This is a genomic window from Streptantibioticus rubrisoli (genome assembly GCF_024436055.1).
Classification (GTDB): domain Bacteria; phylum Actinomycetota; class Actinomycetes; order Streptomycetales; family Streptomycetaceae; genus Streptantibioticus_A; species Streptantibioticus_A rubrisoli.
In genome coordinates, this window is the sequence record NZ_JANFNH010000013.1 from 1 (window position 1) to 18,158 (window position 18,158).

General features: G+C 71.9%; 2 protein-coding genes. Both read left to right on the forward strand.

The window, feature by feature from the left end; all coding sequences use genetic code 11:
• Positions 1-2,459, forward strand: a 2,459-nt coding sequence (locus NON19_RS14560) for an SDR family NAD(P)-dependent oxidoreductase (RefSeq protein ID WP_255928090.1), incomplete at its 5' end; no start/stop codon positions are given.
• A gap of 292 nt (positions 2,460-2,751) precedes the next feature.
• Positions 2,752-18,108, forward strand: a complete 15,357-nt coding sequence (locus NON19_RS14565; RefSeq protein WP_255928092.1) for a type I polyketide synthase — start codon at positions 2,752-2,754, stop codon at positions 18,106-18,108.
• Positions 18,109-18,158 lie beyond the last annotated feature (50 nt).

An 18,158-nucleotide genomic window follows, 5' to 3' on the forward strand; every position in this document is an offset into this window, starting at 1 on the left:
TGCGTCAGACGGTGGAGTTGGAGAACGCCACCCGGACCTTGCTGGAGCAGGGTTTTGGGGTGTTCATCGAGTCCAGTGCGCATCCGGTGTTGACGGTGGGTGTGCAGGAGACGATCGAGGACTGCGGTCGCCAAGCGGCTGTCCTGGGCTCCCTGCGGCGGGATGAGGGCGGCCTGGACCGTTTCTACGCCTCGCTGGGTGAGGCGTACGTTCACGGGGTGGCGGTGGACTGGGAGGCGATCTTCGCGGGCACCGGCGCACACCGCGTCGACCTACCCACCTACGCCTTCCAACGCCAGCACTACTGGCCCGAAGCGGCGCCGCCGCAGGCGGCCACGGCAGCGGCCACGGACCCGACGGACGCCCTGTTCTGGGAGGCCGTCGAGCGTGAGGACCTGGAATCCCTCGCCGACACACTCGAGATCGAGGGCGACCAGCCGCTGAGCGCCGTGCTGCCCGCCCTGTCCTCGTGGCGCCGTACCAACCGCGAGCGCTCGACGGTGGACGGCTGGCGCTACCGCGTGACGTGGAAGCCGCTGCCGGAGGACGGCACGGCCCGGCTCACCGGCACCTGGCTGCTCATCGCACCCGAGAACACGGCCACCCACGACATCACCCGCACACTCACCGAACGCGGCGCGACCGTACACCAGTTGACCCCGACCGCCACCGACCGGGAGTCACTGGCCAAGGCGCTTTCCGCCGAGGACGCGCCGATCAGCGGTGTGCTCTCGCTGCTCGCGTTCGAGGGCCAACCCCTGTACTCCGCACTGGCGTTGGTGCAGGCGATGGCGGACGCCGAGGTCAACGCGCCACTGTGGTGTGTGACCCGGGGCGCGGTCTCGGTGGGTGCGGCTGACCGGCTGGCGGATCCGACGCAGGCGCTGGTGTGGGGCCTGGGCCGGGTGGCGTCCATGGAGCACGGGGAGCGGTGGGGCGGGCTGGTCGATCTGCCCGAGACCGCTGACGACCGCGCGCTGGCCCGTATGGTCGCCGTGCTGGCCGGGACGGACGGCGAGGACCAGGTCGCGGTCCGCCCGTCGGGATTGTTCACCCGCAGGCTGGTGCGCGCTTCGCTGGCGCAGACGCCCGTCGCGCGTGACTGGCGGCCGGACGGCACCGTCCTGGTCACCGGCGGTACGGGCACGCTCGGCGCGCACGTCGCCCGTCACCTGGCCCGCAACGGTGCCCAGCACCTGCGGCTGGTCAGCCGACGCGGTCTGGACGCCCCTGGTGCCACCGAACTCCGCGACGAGCTGGCCGAGTTGGGTGCCCAAGTCACCGTCTCCGCCTGCGACATCGCCGACCGGGACGCGCTCGCCGCACTGCTCGCCGACATCCCCGCCGACCGTCCGCTCACCGCCGTCGTGCACACCGCCGCCGTACTGGACGACGGGGTGATCGAGGGGCTGACCCGCGAGCAGGTTGACGCGGTGCTGCGGGTCAAGGTCGACGGCACGCTCAATCTGCATGAGCTGACCCGTGACCTGGATCTGTCGGCGTTCGTGATGTTCTCCTCCTTCGCGGCGACGTTCGGCGCCCCCGGGCAGGGCAACCAGGCCCCCGGTAACGCGTTCCTGGAAGCGCTGGCCGAACAGCGGCGCGCCGACGGGCTGACCGCCACCACCATCAACTGGGGCCCGTGGGGTGACGGCAGCGCGGTGGGCGGTGCGATCGGTGACCGGATGCGCCGCCATGGCATCAACGAGATGGCACCGGAGCGCGCGGTGGTCGCACTCGGCCATGTGCTGGACCGGGACGAGACCGCGCTGACCGTCATCGACATGGACTGGAAGCGGTTCGCACTCGCCTTCACCGCGGACCGCGCCCGTCGGCTGCTGCACGAACTGCCCGAGGCCCGCGAGGTCATCGACAACGCGCAGAGCGACACCGCCGACGACCTCACCGGCGGTGTGCCGCTCACCAAGCAGCTCGCCGGACTGCCGGGCACCGAACAGGAGCGACTGGTACTGGAGTTGGTGCGCGGCGCCGTGGCCGCTGTGCTCGGTTTCTCGGGCGCCGAGGCGGTGGAGGCCAACCGGGCGTTCAAGGAGCTGGGCTTCGACTCGCTGACCGCTGTGGAACTGCGCAACCGGTTGGGTGCGGCGAGCGGGTTGAAGCTTCCGCCGACGCTGATCTTCGACCACCCGACCCCGTCGGCGGTGGCCGCCTATCTGCGGGCCGAGGTGCTGCCCGACGGAGCGGCGAGTGGTGCGCCGGTGCTCGAAGAGCTCGACCGGCTGGAGGGGTTGCTCGCGGACAGCGACCCGGACAACGTCACCCGGGCCCGGGTCACCATGCGGTTGCAGTCGCTACTGGCGAAGTGGAACGACGCGGAGTCCCCGGCGGCCGAGGAGCCGACGTCGTCGGAGAACGTGCTGGACGATGTGGACCAGCTCCAGTCGGCGACCGACGAGGAGTTGTTCGCGTTCATCAACAAGGGGCTCGGCCGCGCATGATTAGCGCCGCCGGTTGAGGGGAATTCCGTCAGTGCCCGCCGCGATCGGCGGCATTGACGGAATTCTCGGCGTCGGCCAGGATGCCGTAATGCCCGTGCGCCGCCCCGGATGAATTCCGCGGGGCCGGGCGGCCCGGAACCCCGCAGGGGTGGGTAGGGGGCGGTAAGGGGTTGTCGGGATGGTTGGCCCGACCATAGCCTCCCTACGAGAAGTCGATTGAATTCATTACTGGTTCGATTGTTTCTGGTTCGTTTGTTTTCCGATGCCGTCTGCCGTAAATGGGTTGCGTTAAATGGCGAATGAAGAGACGCTGCGGGACTACCTCAAGCTGGTGACGGCGGACCTGCATCAGACCCGGCAACGCCTGCGCGAAGCCGAGGCGAAGAACCAGGACCCCATCGCCATCGTGGGGATCGGCTGCCGCTACCCCGGGGGCATCAGCTCTCCCGAGGACCTGTGGCGGCTGGTCGTCGACGGCGAGGACGTGATCAGCGACTTCCCGGCCGACCGCGGGTGGGACCTGGACACCGTCTACCACCCGGACCCGGAGCACCCTGGCACGGCCTATGTCCATCAGGGCGGTTTCGTAAGGGACTTCGCCCAGTTCGATCCCAGCGTCTTCGGAATTTCGCCGCGCGAGGCGCTTTCCATGGATCCGCAGCAGCGGCTGCTGCTGGAGACCTCATGGGAGGCGTTCGAGCGGGCCGGAATCGACCCGACGTCGATGCGCGGCAAGCAGGTCGGGGTTTTCGTCGGCACCAGCAGCCATGACTACCTCACCGCGCTGTTGAGTTCGTCGGAAGACCTTGAGGGCTATCTCGGAACCGGAAACGCGGCCAGTGTGGCATCTGGCCGACTGTCGTACACGTTCGGGCTGGAGGGCCCGGCTGTCACCGTGGACACCGCCTGCTCGTCCTCGCTGGTGGCGCTGCACCTGGCGGTGCAGTCGCTGTGCAACGGCGAATGTTCGCTGGCGCTGGCCGGTGGTGCGACGCTGATGTCCGCGCCCGGTACGTTCATCGACTACAGCAAGCAGCGCGGCCTGGCGATGGACGGCCGCTGCAAGGCGTTCTCCACCGAGGCCGACGGGTTCAGCCTGTCCGAGGGCGTCGGCATGCTGCTGGTGGAGCGGCTGTCCGACGCGCGCCGCAAGGGCCACCCGGTGCTTGCCGTGGTACGCGGCTCCGCGGTCAACCAGGACGGCGCCAGCAACGGGCTCACCGCGCCCAACGGCCCCTCGCAGCAACGCGTCATCCTCCAGGCGCTGTCCAACGCCCGCCTGACGCCCGACGAGGTGGACGCCGTCGAGGCGCACGGCACCGGTACCGCACTCGGCGACCCCATCGAGGCGCAGGCGCTGATCGCCACCTACGGCAAGGACCGGCCGAAGGACCGGCCGCTGTGGCTGGGCTCGTTGAAGACCAACATCGGCCACGCCCAGGCCGCCGCCGGTGTCGCTGGCGTCATCAAGTCCGTCATGGCGCTGCGCAACGGCACACTGCCCAAGACGCTGCACCTGACCGAGCCCACCACGCACGTGGACTGGTCGGCGGGCGAGGTCGCCCTGCTCACCGAGGCACGGCCGTGGCCGCAGAACGGCCATCCGCGCCGGGTGGGCGTCTCGTCGTTCGGCATGAGCGGCACCAACGCGCACACCATCCTGGAGCAGGCACCCGCCAACGACTCCGCGACCGACGAGGCGACGAACCCCCTGCCGTACGTCCCCGTCGCGCTGTCCGGCAAGGACGGGGCGGCGTTGCGCGCCCAGGCCGAGCGGCTTCGCCAGAGGCTTGTGGCGGAGCCGGAGTTGGGCCTGCCGGACATCGGCTACTCGCAGGCGGTCACGCGCGCGGCGCTGGACCGGCGCGCGGTGGTCGTGGCCCAGGACCGCGATGAGCTGCTCACCGGGCTGGCCGAACTCGCGGCGGGCGGTACGTCCGCCTCGCTCGTCGAAGGCACGTCAGCCGAAGGCAAGTTGGCGTTCCTGTTCACCGGTCAGGGCAGTCAGCGGCTGGGGATGGGCCGGGAGCTGTACGAGGCGTATCCCGTCTTCGCGCGGGCGCTGGACGAGGTGTGCGGGCACTTCGAACTGCCATTGAAGAAGGCGTTGTTCGGCACTGATGGTGACGTGCTGGACCAGACCGCTTACACGCAGCCTGCCTTGTTCGCGGTTGAGGTGGCGTTGTTCCGGCTCGTGGAGTCGTGGGGCCTGACGCCTGACTTCCTGGCCGGGCACTCGATCGGCGAGTTGGCTGCGGGGCATGTGGCCGGTGTGCTGTCGCTGGCGGACGCCTGCGCGTTGGTGGCGGCTCGTGGGGGCCTGATGCAGGAACTGCCGGGCGGCGGCGCGATGGTGGCCGTTGAGGCGTCCGAGGGCGAGGTTGCGCCGAAGCTCGTCGAGGGCGTGAGTATCGCCGCGATCAACGGGCCCACGTCAGTCGTGATCGCCGGTGATGAGGCCGCGGTTCTGCAGATCGCTGCCGGTTTCGCGGCGCAGGGACGGAAGACCAAGCGGCTGACCGTCAGCCACGCCTTCCACTCGCCGCACATGGACGGCATGCTGGACGCCTTCCGCGAGGTGGCCGCGCACCTCACCTACGAGGCCCCCCGCATCCCCATCGTCTCGACCCTGACCGGCGCTCTGGTCACCGCCGAGGAGATCCGCACCCCCGACTACTGGGTCCGGCACGTCCGCCAGGCCGTCCGCTTCCTGGACGGAATCCGCTGGCTGGACGGCCACGGTGTGACCACGTACCTCGAACTCGGGCCCGGTGGCGTGCTGTCCGCCATGGCACAGGCCTGTGTCACCCGCCCCGACGCCGCCTTCCTGCCCGCCCTGCGCACCGACCGTGCCGAGCCGCAGTCGCTGACCACCGCCATCGCACGCACCCATGTGCGCGGCTACGCCCTGGACTGGGAGGCGTACTTCTCCGGCACCGGGGCGCGCCGCGTCGACCTGCCCACGTATGCCTTCCAGCGCCGCAAGTACTGGCCGCGCGACCCGTTCACCAACCCGGGCGAGGCGCTCGGCGCAAGCGCGCTGGACGCGGTGAGCGCGCGGTTCTGGGAGGTCGTGGACAACGAGGACCTGGCGGCGCTCACCGGAACCCTCGGCGTGGACCCGGAGCAGCCGCTCAGCGCCGTGCTGCCCGCACTGTCCGCATGGCACCGCCAGAGCCGGGACCGCTCCACCGTGGACGGCTGGCGGTACCGGGTCACCTGGCAGCCGCTGCCGCACTCCGCCGCCAAGCCGCTCACCGGCACCTGGCTACTGGCCGTCCCCGCAGGTCACACCGGTGACGAGTGGGTGACCGCCGCGGCCCGCACCCTGGCCGAACGCGGCGCGCGGACACGGCAGTTGGTGGTCGACTCCGCGAACGAGGACCGTACGGCCGTCGCGGAGCGGCTGCGCGGCGCGATCGACGGTGACGAGATCGCGGGCGTGCTGTCACTGCTGGCGCTGGACGAGCGACCGCATGCGCGGTACTCGTCGCTGCCCGCCGGGCTGGCCGGCACCACCGCGCTGGTGCAGGCACTCGGTGACGCGGGGGTGGACGCGCCGCTGTGGTGCGCCACCCGTGGCGCGGTCCGGGTGGGCCGCTCCGACCAGCTCACCAGCCCCGACCAGGCGCAGGTGTGGGGCCTCGGCTGCTCCGCGGCCCAGGAGTTCCCGGAGCGCTGGGGCGGACTGGTCGACCTGCCCGCGGCGGCCGACGACCGCGCGGCGGCGCGGCTGGCCGACATCCTCGGCGGCCTCGCCGGAGAGGACCAGCTCGCGCTGCGCCCGCAGGGCGTCTTCGCCCGGCGGCTGGCCCGCGCCCCGCACAGCGAGCTGACCGGCACCGAGAACGGCCGCTGGTCGGCCACCGGCACCGCGCTGGTCACCGGCGGCACCGGGGCGCTCGGCGCCCACGTCGCCCGCTGGCTGGCCCGCAACGGCGCCGAGCACCTGGTACTGGTCAGCCGTCGCGGTCCGGACGCGCCCGGCGCGGAGGAACTGCGCACGGAGCTGGTGGAGTTGGGCGCCGAGGTGACCATCGCCGCCTGCGACGTGGCCGACCGGGACGCGGTCGCCCAACTGCTGCGCTCGCTGCCCGCACGGTACCCGCTGACCACCGTCGTGCACGCCGCCGGTGTGCTGGACGACGGCGTTCTGGACGCGCAGACCCCGCAGCGGATCGCGGGCGTGTTGCGCGCCAAGGCGACCGCCGCCGCCGTGCTGCACGAACTCACCCGTGACCTGGACCTGAACGCGTTCGTGCTGTTCTCCTCCTTCGCGGGCACCTTCGGCGGCGCCGGACAGGCCAACTACGCCGCCGCCAACGCCTACCTGGACGCGCTCGGCGAGCAGCGCAGGGTCGAGGGGCTGCCCGCGACCGTACTGGCGTGGGGCGCCTGGGCCGAGGGCGGCATGGCGACCGACAAGGTGGTCGCCGAACGGCTGCGACTGGCCGGAATGCCGCCGCTGGCCCCCGAGCTGGCGCTCACCGCCCTACACAAGGCGCTCGACCTGGACGAGTCGTTCTCCCTCGTCGCCGACATCGACTGGCAGCGGCTCGCCCCGGGCCTCACCGCGGTGCGCGCCAACCCGTTCATCTGCGAGCTGCCCGAGGTACGGCGCGCGCTGGAGGACGCCACCGCGTCCGGCGCCGCGGCGGACCTGTCGTCCTTCCAGCGCAGCCTGGCAGACGCCTCCGAGACCGAACGCGAGCAGCTCGCACTGGACTTCGTGCGCACCCAGGTCGCCGCTGTCCTCGGCTACCCGGGACCGGAGTCGGTCGAGCCGGGCCGGGCGTTCCGCGACCTCGGCTTCGACTCGCTGACCGCGGTGGAGATCCGCAACCTGCTGGGCGCCCTGACCGGCCTGCGCCTTCCGGCCACCTTGGTCTTCGACTACCCCAACTCCATCGCCCTGGCCGAGTTCCTGCGCGTCGCACTGCTGGGCGAGCCGGGCGCGGTGGACACCGCGCGACCGCGGTTGACGGCCGCCGACATCGCCGACGACCCCATCGCCATCATCTCGATGAGCTGCCGCTTCCCCGGCGGGGTGCGGTCGCCGGAGGAACTGTGGGAACTGCTGGCAGCAGGCCGTGACGCGGTCAGCGGGTTCCCCGCCGACCGCGGCTGGGACCTGGAGTCGCTGTACGACCCGCGGTCCGAGGCGGAGAACACCACCTACGTCAACGAGGGCGGGTTCCTCACCGACGCCGCCGGGTTCGACCCGGCGTTCTTCGGCATCTCGCCGCGCGAGGCGCTGGCGATGGACCCGCAGCAGCGGCTGCTGCTGGAGATCTCCTGGGAGGCGTTCGAGCGCGCCGGTATCGACCCGGCGACGCTGCGCGGCGAGCAGGTGGGTGTCTTCGCCGGAACCAACGGCCAGGACTACCTGCCGCTGATGCTGGCCGCCCCAGAGGGCACCGAAGGCTTCCTCGGCACCGGCAACGCGGCGAGCGTGGTGTCGGGCCGGGTGTCCTACGTGCTCGGCCTCGAAGGCCCCGCGGTCACCGTGGACACCGCCTGCTCGTCGTCGCTGGTCGCACTGCACTGGGCGATCCAGGCGCTGCGGCACGGCGAGTGCGGCATGGCGCTGGCCGGTGGTGTCACGGTGATGTCCACCCCGGCGTCGTTCGTTGACTTCAGCCGCCAGCGCGGGCTTGCCGCCGACGGCCGCATCAAGGCGTTCTCCGCCGGGGCTGACGGCACCGGCTGGGGCGAGGGCGCGGGCATGCTGCTGGTGGAACGGCTGTCCGACGCACGACGCAACGGCCATCCGGTGCTGGCCATCGTGCGAGGCAGCGCCATCAACCAGGACGGCGCGAGCAACGGCCTCACCGCGCCGAACGGTCCCTCGCAGCAGCGGGTCATCCGTCAGGCGCTGGCATCCGCCGGTCTCACGACATCGGACGTGGACGCGGTCGAGGCACACGGCACCGGTACGACGCTGGGCGACCCCATCGAAGCACAGGCGCTGCTCGCCACCTACGGCCAGGACCGGCCGGAGGACCAGCCGCTGTGGCTGGGCTCCATCAAATCCAACTTCGGTCACACGCAGGCCGCGGCGGGTGTCGCGGGCGTGATGAAGATGGTGCTGGCGATGCGGCACGGCGTACTGCCGCGGACCCTGCACGTGAACGAGCCGACACCGCACGTCGACTGGTCGGCGGGCGCCGTGGCGCTGCTGACCGAGGCGCGTGAATGGCCCGACACCGGCCGTCCGCGCCGGGCCGCCGTCTCCTCGTTCGGTATCAGCGGCACCAACGCACACACCATCGTCGAGCAGGCCCCGGTCTTCGAGGACGACACCCCCGACGAGGCACAGCCCGTGCTGGCCCCGCTGGTGCTGTCCGCCAAGCACACCGACGCACTGCGCGACCAGGCGGAGCGGCTGCGCTCGCACCTGGTCGGGCACCCCGAACTCTCCCTCACCGACGTGGCGTTCTCGCTCGCCACAGGTCGCGCCGCGTTCGAGCACCGCGCGTTCGTGGCGGTCACGGAACGCGAGGCCGTGCTGGCGGCACTGGACGCGCTGGCCGAGGGGCGCCCGGCGACCGGGGTGATCGAGGGACGGACCGCCGAGCGGAAGCTGGCGTTCCTGTTCACCGGTCAGGGCAGTCAGCGGATCGGGATGGGCCGTGAGCTGTATGAGACGTATCCCGCCTTCGCCGAGGCGTTCGACGCGTCATGCGCCTACCTTGACCAGCACCTTGAACTGCCGCTGCGTGATGTGGTGTTCGCTTCGCGCACTGAGTTGCTGGACCAGACGGCTTATACGCAGCCTGCCTTGTTCGCCGTTGAGGTGGCGTTGTTCCGGCTGGTGGAGTCGTGGGGGCTGAAGCCTGACTTCCTGGCCGGGCACTCGATCGGTGAGTTGGCTGCGGGGCATGTGGCCGGTGTGCTGTCGCTGGCGGACGCGTGTGCGTTGGTGGCGGCTCGCGGTCGTCTGATGCAGGAGCTGCCGGGTGGCGGCGCGATGGTGGCGGTGCAGGCGTCCGAGGACGAGGTCGCGCCGCTGCTGGTTGACGGCGTGAGCATTGCCGCGATCAACGGGCCGATGTCGGTCGTGATCGCCGGGGATGAGGCCGCGGTTCTGGAGATCGCTGAGCGATTTGAGCAGCAGGGGCGTAAGACCAAGCGGCTGACCGTCAGCCATGCGTTCCACTCGCCGCACATGGACGGCATGTTGGAGGCGTTCCGTGAGGTGGCGTCGCGGCTGGCGTTCGACGCGCCGCGTATCCCGATCGTCTCCAACCTCACCGGCGCCCTGGTCACCGCCGAGGAGATCTGCGACCCCGACTTCTGGGTCCGGCACGTGCGCGAGGCCGTCCGGTTCCTTGACGGCATCCGGGCCCTGGAGGCCGAGGGCGTCACCACATACGTCGAACTCGGCCCGGACGGCGTGTTGTCCGCCATGGCGCAGGAGTGCGTGCAGCGGCCGGAGGACGCGGTGTTCGCCGCCGCCGTGCGCAACGGCCGTTCCGAGCCCGAAACGCTGGTCCTCGCTCTCGGGCAGGCTCACGTCCGCGGTGCCGCCATCGACTGGACCGCGTACTTCGCGGGCACCGGCGCCCGCTGCGTCGACCTGCCCACATACGCCTTCCAACGGCAGCGCTACTGGCCGAAGCTGCCCGCGTTCCTGGCGGGTGATGTCGCCGCGATCGGGCTGGGTGAGGCCGCGCATCCGCTGCTGGGCGCCGTCGCCGAACTGCCTGATTCGGATGGTGTGTTGCTCACCGGCCGGTTGTCGCTGCAGAGCCATCCCTGGCTGGCCGACCACGCGATCACGGGTTCCGTGCTGCTGCCCGGCACGGCGTTCGTGGAGCTGGCGCTGCGCGCGGGTGACCAGGTGGATTGCGACTACCTGGAGGAGCTCACCCTTGAGGCGCCGCTGGTGCTGCCCGAGCATGGTGGGGTGCGGCTCCGGCTCGCGGTGGGCCCCGCCGACGGCGCCGGACGCCGCCCGCTGACCCTGCACTCGCGCGGCGAGGACCTGGCGGCCGACGAGCCGTGGACCCGGCACGCCAGCGGCGTGCTGGCCGCAGGGGGCCAGCCGCAGCCGTCGTTCGACCTGACCGCCTGGCCTCCCGCGGAGGCGGTCGAGGTGGAACTCGACGGCCGCTACGAGCAGTTGCTCGCCATCGGCTTCGACTACGGCCCGGCTTTCCAGGGACTGCGCAAGGCCTGGCGGCGGGACGGCGAGATCTTCGCCGAGGTGCGGTTGCCGCAGGACGCCGAGTCGGAGGCGGGCCGGTTCGGACTGCATCCGGCGCTGTTGGACGCCGCCCTGCACGCCATCGGCCTGGGCGGCCTGGGCGCTGACGACGGCCGGGGACGGCTGCCGTTCGCGTGGACCGGCGTGTCGCTGCACGCCAGCGGTGCCGCCGCGTTGCGCGTCCACCTGGTCGCGGCGGGCGCCGAGGCCGTCCGGCTGGAGATCGCGGACGCCGACGGCGCACCGGTCGCCGCGGTGGAGTCGCTGGGACTGCGGCCGGTGTCCGACGACCAGTTGCGGACCGCTGGAGCCACGTACCACGAGTCCCTCTTCCGCCACGAGTGGTCCGCCGTCCCCGCCCCGGCCGCTTCCCCGCAGGGGAGTTGGGCGGTACTGGGCGAGGTTGACCTTGGTCTCGACGCGCCGCGGCACCCTGATCTCGACGCGCTGATCCGCGCCGTTGACGAGGGCGCGGAGGTGCCCGACGAGGTCTTCGTGCCGTTCGCCCCGATCGCCGAGGTGACGCCGGAAGCCGTGCATGCGGCCGCCTGCGATGCCCTGCGGCTGGCCCAGGCCTGGCTGGCGGACGAGCGGTTCGCCGGTTCGCGACTGGTGGCGGTGACCCGTGGCGCGGTGGCGGCCGGTGCGGACGAGCTGGTCAACGACCTTGCGCACGCCGCCGTCTGGGGCCTGCTGCGCTCGGCGCAGACCGAGAACCCGGACCGCTTCGTGCTGGTCGACCTCGACGGCGATGCGATCACACCGCAGACCCTGGCGCTCGCGCTGGCCTGCGGCGAACCACAGTCGGCGGTGCGCGAGGGGGCCGTACGGACGTTGCGGTTGGCGCGCGTCCCGGCCAACGCCGACGCCGAAGCGCGGCCCTACGACCCGCAGGGCACGGTACTGATCACCGGCGCCTCCGGTTCGCTGGCCCGACTGTTCGCCCGCCACCTGGTGGCCGAGCACGGGGTACGGCACCTGTTGCTGGTCAGCCGCCGTGGCGCTGCCAGCGAACTGACCGACGAGTTGGCCGAGTTGGGTGCCACCGTCACCTCGGCAGCCTGCGACGTGGCCGACCGGGACGCACTGGCCGAGGTGCTGGCCGCCGTTCCGGCCGAGCATCCGCTGACCGCCGTGATCCACGCGGCGGGCGTGCTGGACGACGGTGTCATCGGCTCGCTGACCGAGGACCGTATGGCCGCCGTGCTGCGGCCGAAGGTGGACGCGGCGCTGCACCTGCACGAGCTGACCCGCGATCTCGATCTGTCCGCGTTCGTGCTGTTCTCCTCGTCCTCCGGTGTGTTCGGCGGTCCTGGCCAGGGCAACTACGCCGCGGCCAACGCCTTCCTGGACGCGCTCGCCCAGCACCGCAGGGCGCTCGGGCTGCCCGCCACCGCGTTGGCGTGGGGCTTGTGGGCGGTCGCGGACGGCATGGCGGGCGGCCTGGACGAGTCCGACATCAGCCGGATGCGGCGTGCGGGCCTGCCGCCGCTGACCGCCGAGGACGGACTGGCGCTGTTCGACACCGCGCGTACGGTGGACGCCGCCGCTCTCGTCCCGATGCGGCTGGACCTCGCCGCGCTGCGCACCCAGGCCACGGCGAACACCATCGCCCCCGTACTGCGCGGTCTGGTCCGCACCCCGGCGCGACGGGTCGTGGACACCGCCAGCGGCGCCCAACCCCAGTTGGCACAGCGTCTGTTGGAGCTGACGGAACAGGAGCAGCAGCGTCTGCTGCTCGACCTGGTCCGTACCCAGGTGGCCGCCGTGCTCGGCCACGCCGGGCCGGAAGCGGTCGAGTCCGGTCGGGCGTTCAAGGAACTGGGCTTCGACTCGCTGACCGCCGTGGAACTGCGCAACCAGCTCAACGCCGCCACCGGTCTGCGACTGCCCGCCACGCTGATCTTCGACTATCCCGACCCGGCCACGCTCGCCCGCCATCTGCGCACCGAGCTGACCGGCACCGCCGCGGCCGCCACGACCCCGGTGACCGCGACCCGTACCGGCGCCGACGAGCCCGTCGCCATCGTCGCGATGAGCTGCCGCTATCCCGGCGGTGTGCGCACCCCCGAGGACCTGTGGCGAATGCTCGCGGAGGGCTCCGACGGCATCACCGCGTTCCCCGGCAACCGCGGCTGGGACCTGGACGCCCTCTACCACCCGGACCCGGACCACCAGGGCACCTCCTACGCCCGCGAAGGCGGATTCCTGCACGAAGCAGCCGAGTTCGACCCGGCGTTCTTCGGCATCTCGCCGCGTGAGGCGCTGGCGATGGACCCGCAGCAGCGGCTGCTGCTGGAGACGTCCTGGGAGGCGTTCGAGCGGGCGGGCATCGACCCGCTGGCGCTGCGCGGCAGCCGCACGGGTGTGTTCGCGGGCGTGATGTACCACGACTACGGTGCGCGGCTGCACGCCATCCCGGACGAGGTCGAGGGCTACCTGGGCACCGGCAGCTCCAGCAGTGTGGTCTCCGGCCGGGTGGCCTACACCTTCGGTCTGGAAGGCCCAGCGGTCACCGTGGACACCGCGTGCTCCTCGTCGCTGGTCGCCCTGCACCTGGCGGCGCAGGCACTGCGCAACGGCGAGTGCGAACTGGCGCTGGCCGGTGGTGTCACCGTGATGTTCACCCCGGGGACGTTCATCGAGTTCAGCCGCCAGCGCGGGCTTGCCGCGGACGGCCGCTGCAAGTCGTTCGCCGCCGCGGCCGACGGCACCGGCTGGGGCGAGGGCGCGGGCGTGCTGCTGCTTGAGCGGCTGTCCGACGCCCGCAGGAACGGCCACCAGGTGCTGGCCATCGTGCGCGGCTCCGCGGTCAACCAGGACGGTGCTTCCAACGGCCTGACCGCGCCGAACGGCCCTTCGCAGCAGCGGGTCATCCGCCAGGCGCTGGCCAACGCCCGGGTGTCCGCCGCCCAGGTCGACGTGGTCGAGGCGCACGGCACCGGCACCACACTGGGCGACCCCATCGAGGCGCAGGCGCTGCTGGCCACCTACGGCCAGGGGCGGCCGGAGGGCCAGCCGCTGTGGCTCGGCTCTGTCAAGTCCAACCTCGGGCACACACAGGCCGCCTCCGGCGTCGCCGGTGTGATCAAGATGGTGCTGGCGATGCGGCACGGGCTGCTGCCCAAGACCCTGCACGTGGACGAGCCGTCGCCGCATGTGGACTGGCAGGCGGGCGCGGTCTCGCTGCTGACCGAGGCGCGTGAGTGGCCACAGGCCAACCGGCCGCGCCGGGCGGGCGTGTCGTCCTTCGGCATCAGCGGCACCAACGCGCACGTCATCATCGAGCAGGCCCCGACGACGGCCGAGCCCGATGCCACGAGCACCGAACTCCCCTACCTCCCGCTGCTGTTGTCGGCGCGTGGCGAGGACGCGCTGCGAGCCCAGGCGCGGCGGCTGCGCTCCCACGCGCAGATCGAACCCGAAGTGAGCCTGACCGACCTCGGCTACTCGCTGGCCACCACACGTGCGGCACTCGAACAGCGGGCGGTCGTGCTGGCCGGTGACCGGGACGCGGCACTGCGCGCCCTGGACGCCCTGGCTCGCGGGGAGTCCGCCCCGAACCTGTTGCGCGGCACGGCGGTCGAGGGCAAGGTCGCGTTCCTGTTCACCGGTCAGGGCAGTCAGCGGCTGGGGATGGGACGGGAGTTGTATGACACGTATCCCGTCTTCGCCGAGGTGTTGGACGAGGTGTGCGGGCATTTCGAACTGCCGCTGCGGGATGTGATCTTCGGGGCTGATGGTGGCCTGTTGGATCAGACGGCTTATACGCAGCCTGCGTTGTTCGCGGTTGAGGTGGCGTTGTTCCGGTTGGTTGAGTCGTGGGGGCTGCGGCCTGACTTCCTGGCTGGGCATTCGATCGGTGAGTTGGTGGCGGCGCATGTGGCGGGTGTGTTGTCGCTGGATGATGCGTGTGCGTTGGTGGCGGCGCGTGGTCGTTTGATGCAGGAGCTGCCGGGTGGTGGCGCGATGGTGGCGGTGCAGGCGGCGGAGGATGAGGTCGCTGAGCTGCTGGGCGATCGGGTTGACATCGCGGCGGTCAACGGTCCTACGTCGGTGGTGATCGCGGGTGATGAGCCGACGGTGTTGGAGATCGCCGCGGGTTTTGAGGAGCGGGGTCGTAAGACCAAGCGCCTGACTGTCAGCCATGCCTTCCACTCGGTTCACATGGACGGCATGCTGGCCGACTTCCGCAAGGTGGCCGAGGGTCTGACCTACCAGGCCCCGCGCATCCCGATCGTGTCCAACCTGACTGGCACGTTGGTGACCGCCGAAGAGATCTGCCTGCCTGATTTCTGGGTCCGGCACGTGCGCGAGGCCGTACGGTTCCTTGACGGCATCCGCGCGCTGGAGGCCGAGGGCGTGACGACGTATGTCGAACTCGGCCCGGACGGCGCGCTGTCGGCGATGGCCCAGGAGTACGCCACGGGCACCTTCGCCCCCGTACTGCGCGACGGCCGCGCCGAGACGCAGACCCTGACCGCCGCCCTGGCCCAGGCGCACGTCAACGGCTTCGCCGTCGACTGGAACGCGTACTTCGCGGGCGCCCGACGCGTCGAGCTGCCCACGTACGCCTTCCAGCGCCAGCGCTACTGGCTCGACGTGGGCGTGTCCATCGAGGACATGATCGCGGCCGGTCTGGACACCGCGGACCATCCGCTGCTGGGGGCCGCGGTGGAGCTGCCCGAGTCCGGTGGCTTCGTGTTCACCGGACGGCTGTCCCTGCAGACCCACCAGTGGCTGGCCGACCACGCGGTGATGGACACCGTGCTGCTGCCCGGCACCGCGTTCGTCGAGCTCGCGCTGCGGGCGGGCCAGGAGGTCGGCTGCGACACCGTGGAGGAGCTGACCCTGCACGCGCCGCTGGCGCTGCCGGAGCGCGGCGCGGTGCAACTGCGGCTGTGGGTGGGCGAGCCGGACGAATCCGGCAGGCGCCAACTGGCCCTGCACTCACGCCCCGAGAGCGCACCGGCCGACGAACCGTGGCTGCGGCACGCGGGCGGCGTACTGGCCGTCGGCCAGCAGCCGGAGCCTTTCGACCTGAGCGTGTGGCCGCCGCAGGGCGCACAGCACGTCGAGATCGACGGGTGGTACGAGGGGGCCGCCGAGGCCGGGCTGGGCTACGGGCCGGTGTTCCAGGGGCTGCGGGCCGCCTGGCGGCGCGATGACGAGTTGTTCACCGAGATCCGGCTGCCGCAGGGCTACGGCACCGACGCGGGCGCGTACGGTGTGCACCCGGCGCTGCTGGACGCCGCCCTGCACGGCATCGGGCTGGGCGGTGTGAGCCCGGACGTGGACGACGACGCGGGCCGGGCCAGGCTGCCGTTCGCCTGGACTGGGGTGCGGCTGCACGCCACGGGCGCCGACACGCTGCGGGTCCGGCTGGCGCCGAACGCGTCCGGCGGGGTGTCGCTGCGGCTGGCGGACGGCACCGGCGCGCCGGTCGCCACGGTGGACGCGCTGGTGCTGCGGCCGGTGAACGCCGAGCAGTTGACCGCGTCCCGTACCGCCCACCAGGAGTCGCTGTTCCGGGTGGAGTGGGCCGCGTTGCCGGAGGCGGCGGGAACCGTCCCCATCGGCGAACACTGGGTGGTGCTGGGCGCCGAGACGCTGGAGCTGTCCGGCGACCGCCTCGACGCCCACCCCGACCTGCCCACGCTCGCCGCGGCCGTGGCGGACGGCGCCCCGGTCCCGGAGACCGTCTTCGTACCGCTGGCGTCCACCGAGTCGGCACGCGACGTGCCGGGGGCGGCCAGGGCGGCGGCGCGGGAGGCGCTCGCGCTGGTGCGGTCCTGGCTGGCCGATGAGCGGTTCGCCGAGTCGCGCCTGGTGTTCGTCACCCGCGGCGCCGTCCGGGTACGGCCCGGAGAGGGCGTGACGGATCTGGTCCACGCGCCGGTGTGGGGACTGGTGCGCTCGGCCCAGTCGGAGAACCCCGGCCGGTTCGTGCTGGTCGACACCGACGGCACCGACGCATCGCACCGGGCGCTGGCCCCGGCGCTGGCCAGCGATGAGCCCCAACTGGGCCTGCGCGCGGGCACCGCACACGCCTTCCGGCTGGCCCGGGTCGCGGCCGTGGCGCAGCAGGCCCCGGACTTCGACGGCAACGGCACCGTGCTGATCACCGGCGCCACCGGAACCCTGGGACGACTCCTCGCCCGCCACCTGGTGGCCGAACGCGGCGTCCAGCACCTGCTGTTGACCAGCCGCCGTGGCGCCGCAGCCGAAGGCGCCGAGGAACTCGCCACCGAACTGGAGGAGTTGGGCGCGACGGCCACCTGGGCCGCCTGCGACGCGGCGGACCGGGACGCGCTGGCACGGACGCTGGCCGCGATCCCCGCCGAGCATCCGCTGACCGCCGTCATCCACACCGCTGGCATACTCGACGACGGTGTCATCGACTCCCTCACCGGCGAGCGGATCGACCGCGTACTGCGCCCGAAGGTGGACGCGGCCTGGCATCTGCACGAACTGACCCGCGACCGTGAACTGTCCGCGTTCGTACTGTTCTCGTCGGTCGGCGGCCTGTTCGGCGGCGCGGGACAGGGCAACTACGCCGCGGCGAACACGTTCCTCGACGCGCTGGCCGAGTACCGCAACGCCCAGGGCCTTACCGCCAGTTCGCTGGCCTGGGGTCTGTGGGCAGCCGCCGACGGTATGGCGGGCAGCCTCACCGAGGCCGACCTGACCCGCATGGCGCGGGCCGGAGTGGCGCCCCTGCCGTCCCACGAGGGCCTGGCACTGTTCGACCTGAGCCACGTCCTGGACGACGCGGTACTGGTGCCCATGCGCACCGACGCCACGGGCCTGCGCGCCCAGGCCGCCGCGGGCACGCTGCCGCCGCTGCTGCGCGGCCTGGTCCGTACCCCGGCCCGCCGCCCCGAGCAGACCGGCGGCACGGCCGACGGCACCGCCGCCGCCTCCTCGCTGCGGGAGCGGCTGGCCGGACTGGCGGAAGCGGAGCGCGACCGCGCGCTGCTGGACGCGGTGCGCACCCAAGTGGCCGCGGTGCTGGGCCACTCGGGGGCCGACGCGGTCGATGCCGAACGCGGCTTCCTCGACCTGGGCTTCGACTCGCTGACCGCCGTGGACCTGCGCAACCGCCTCGGCGCGGTCGCTGGCATCCGGCTGCCCGTCACGTTGATCTTCGACTACCCGACGCCCGCCGCGCTGGCCCAATACCTCGGCGGTGAACTCCGTTCGGACGACGCCGCGGTCCAGCGGTCCGTACACGCCGAACTCGACAAGTTGGAAGAGATCCTCTCCGCGATCGACTCCGACGACGCCGAACGTCCCGGTATCACCGCCCGCCTGCGAGACCTCATGTCGAAGTGGAACGAAACGCACAGTGCAACGGACACCGCTGCCGAAGAACGTGAAATCGAGTCCGCCACCGCGGACGAACTCTTCGACCTGCTGGACGAGGAACTGGGCCTGTGATGACGCGCGCTTCATGAGCACCGCAACTCCGGTCCACGGCACGGGCTTTC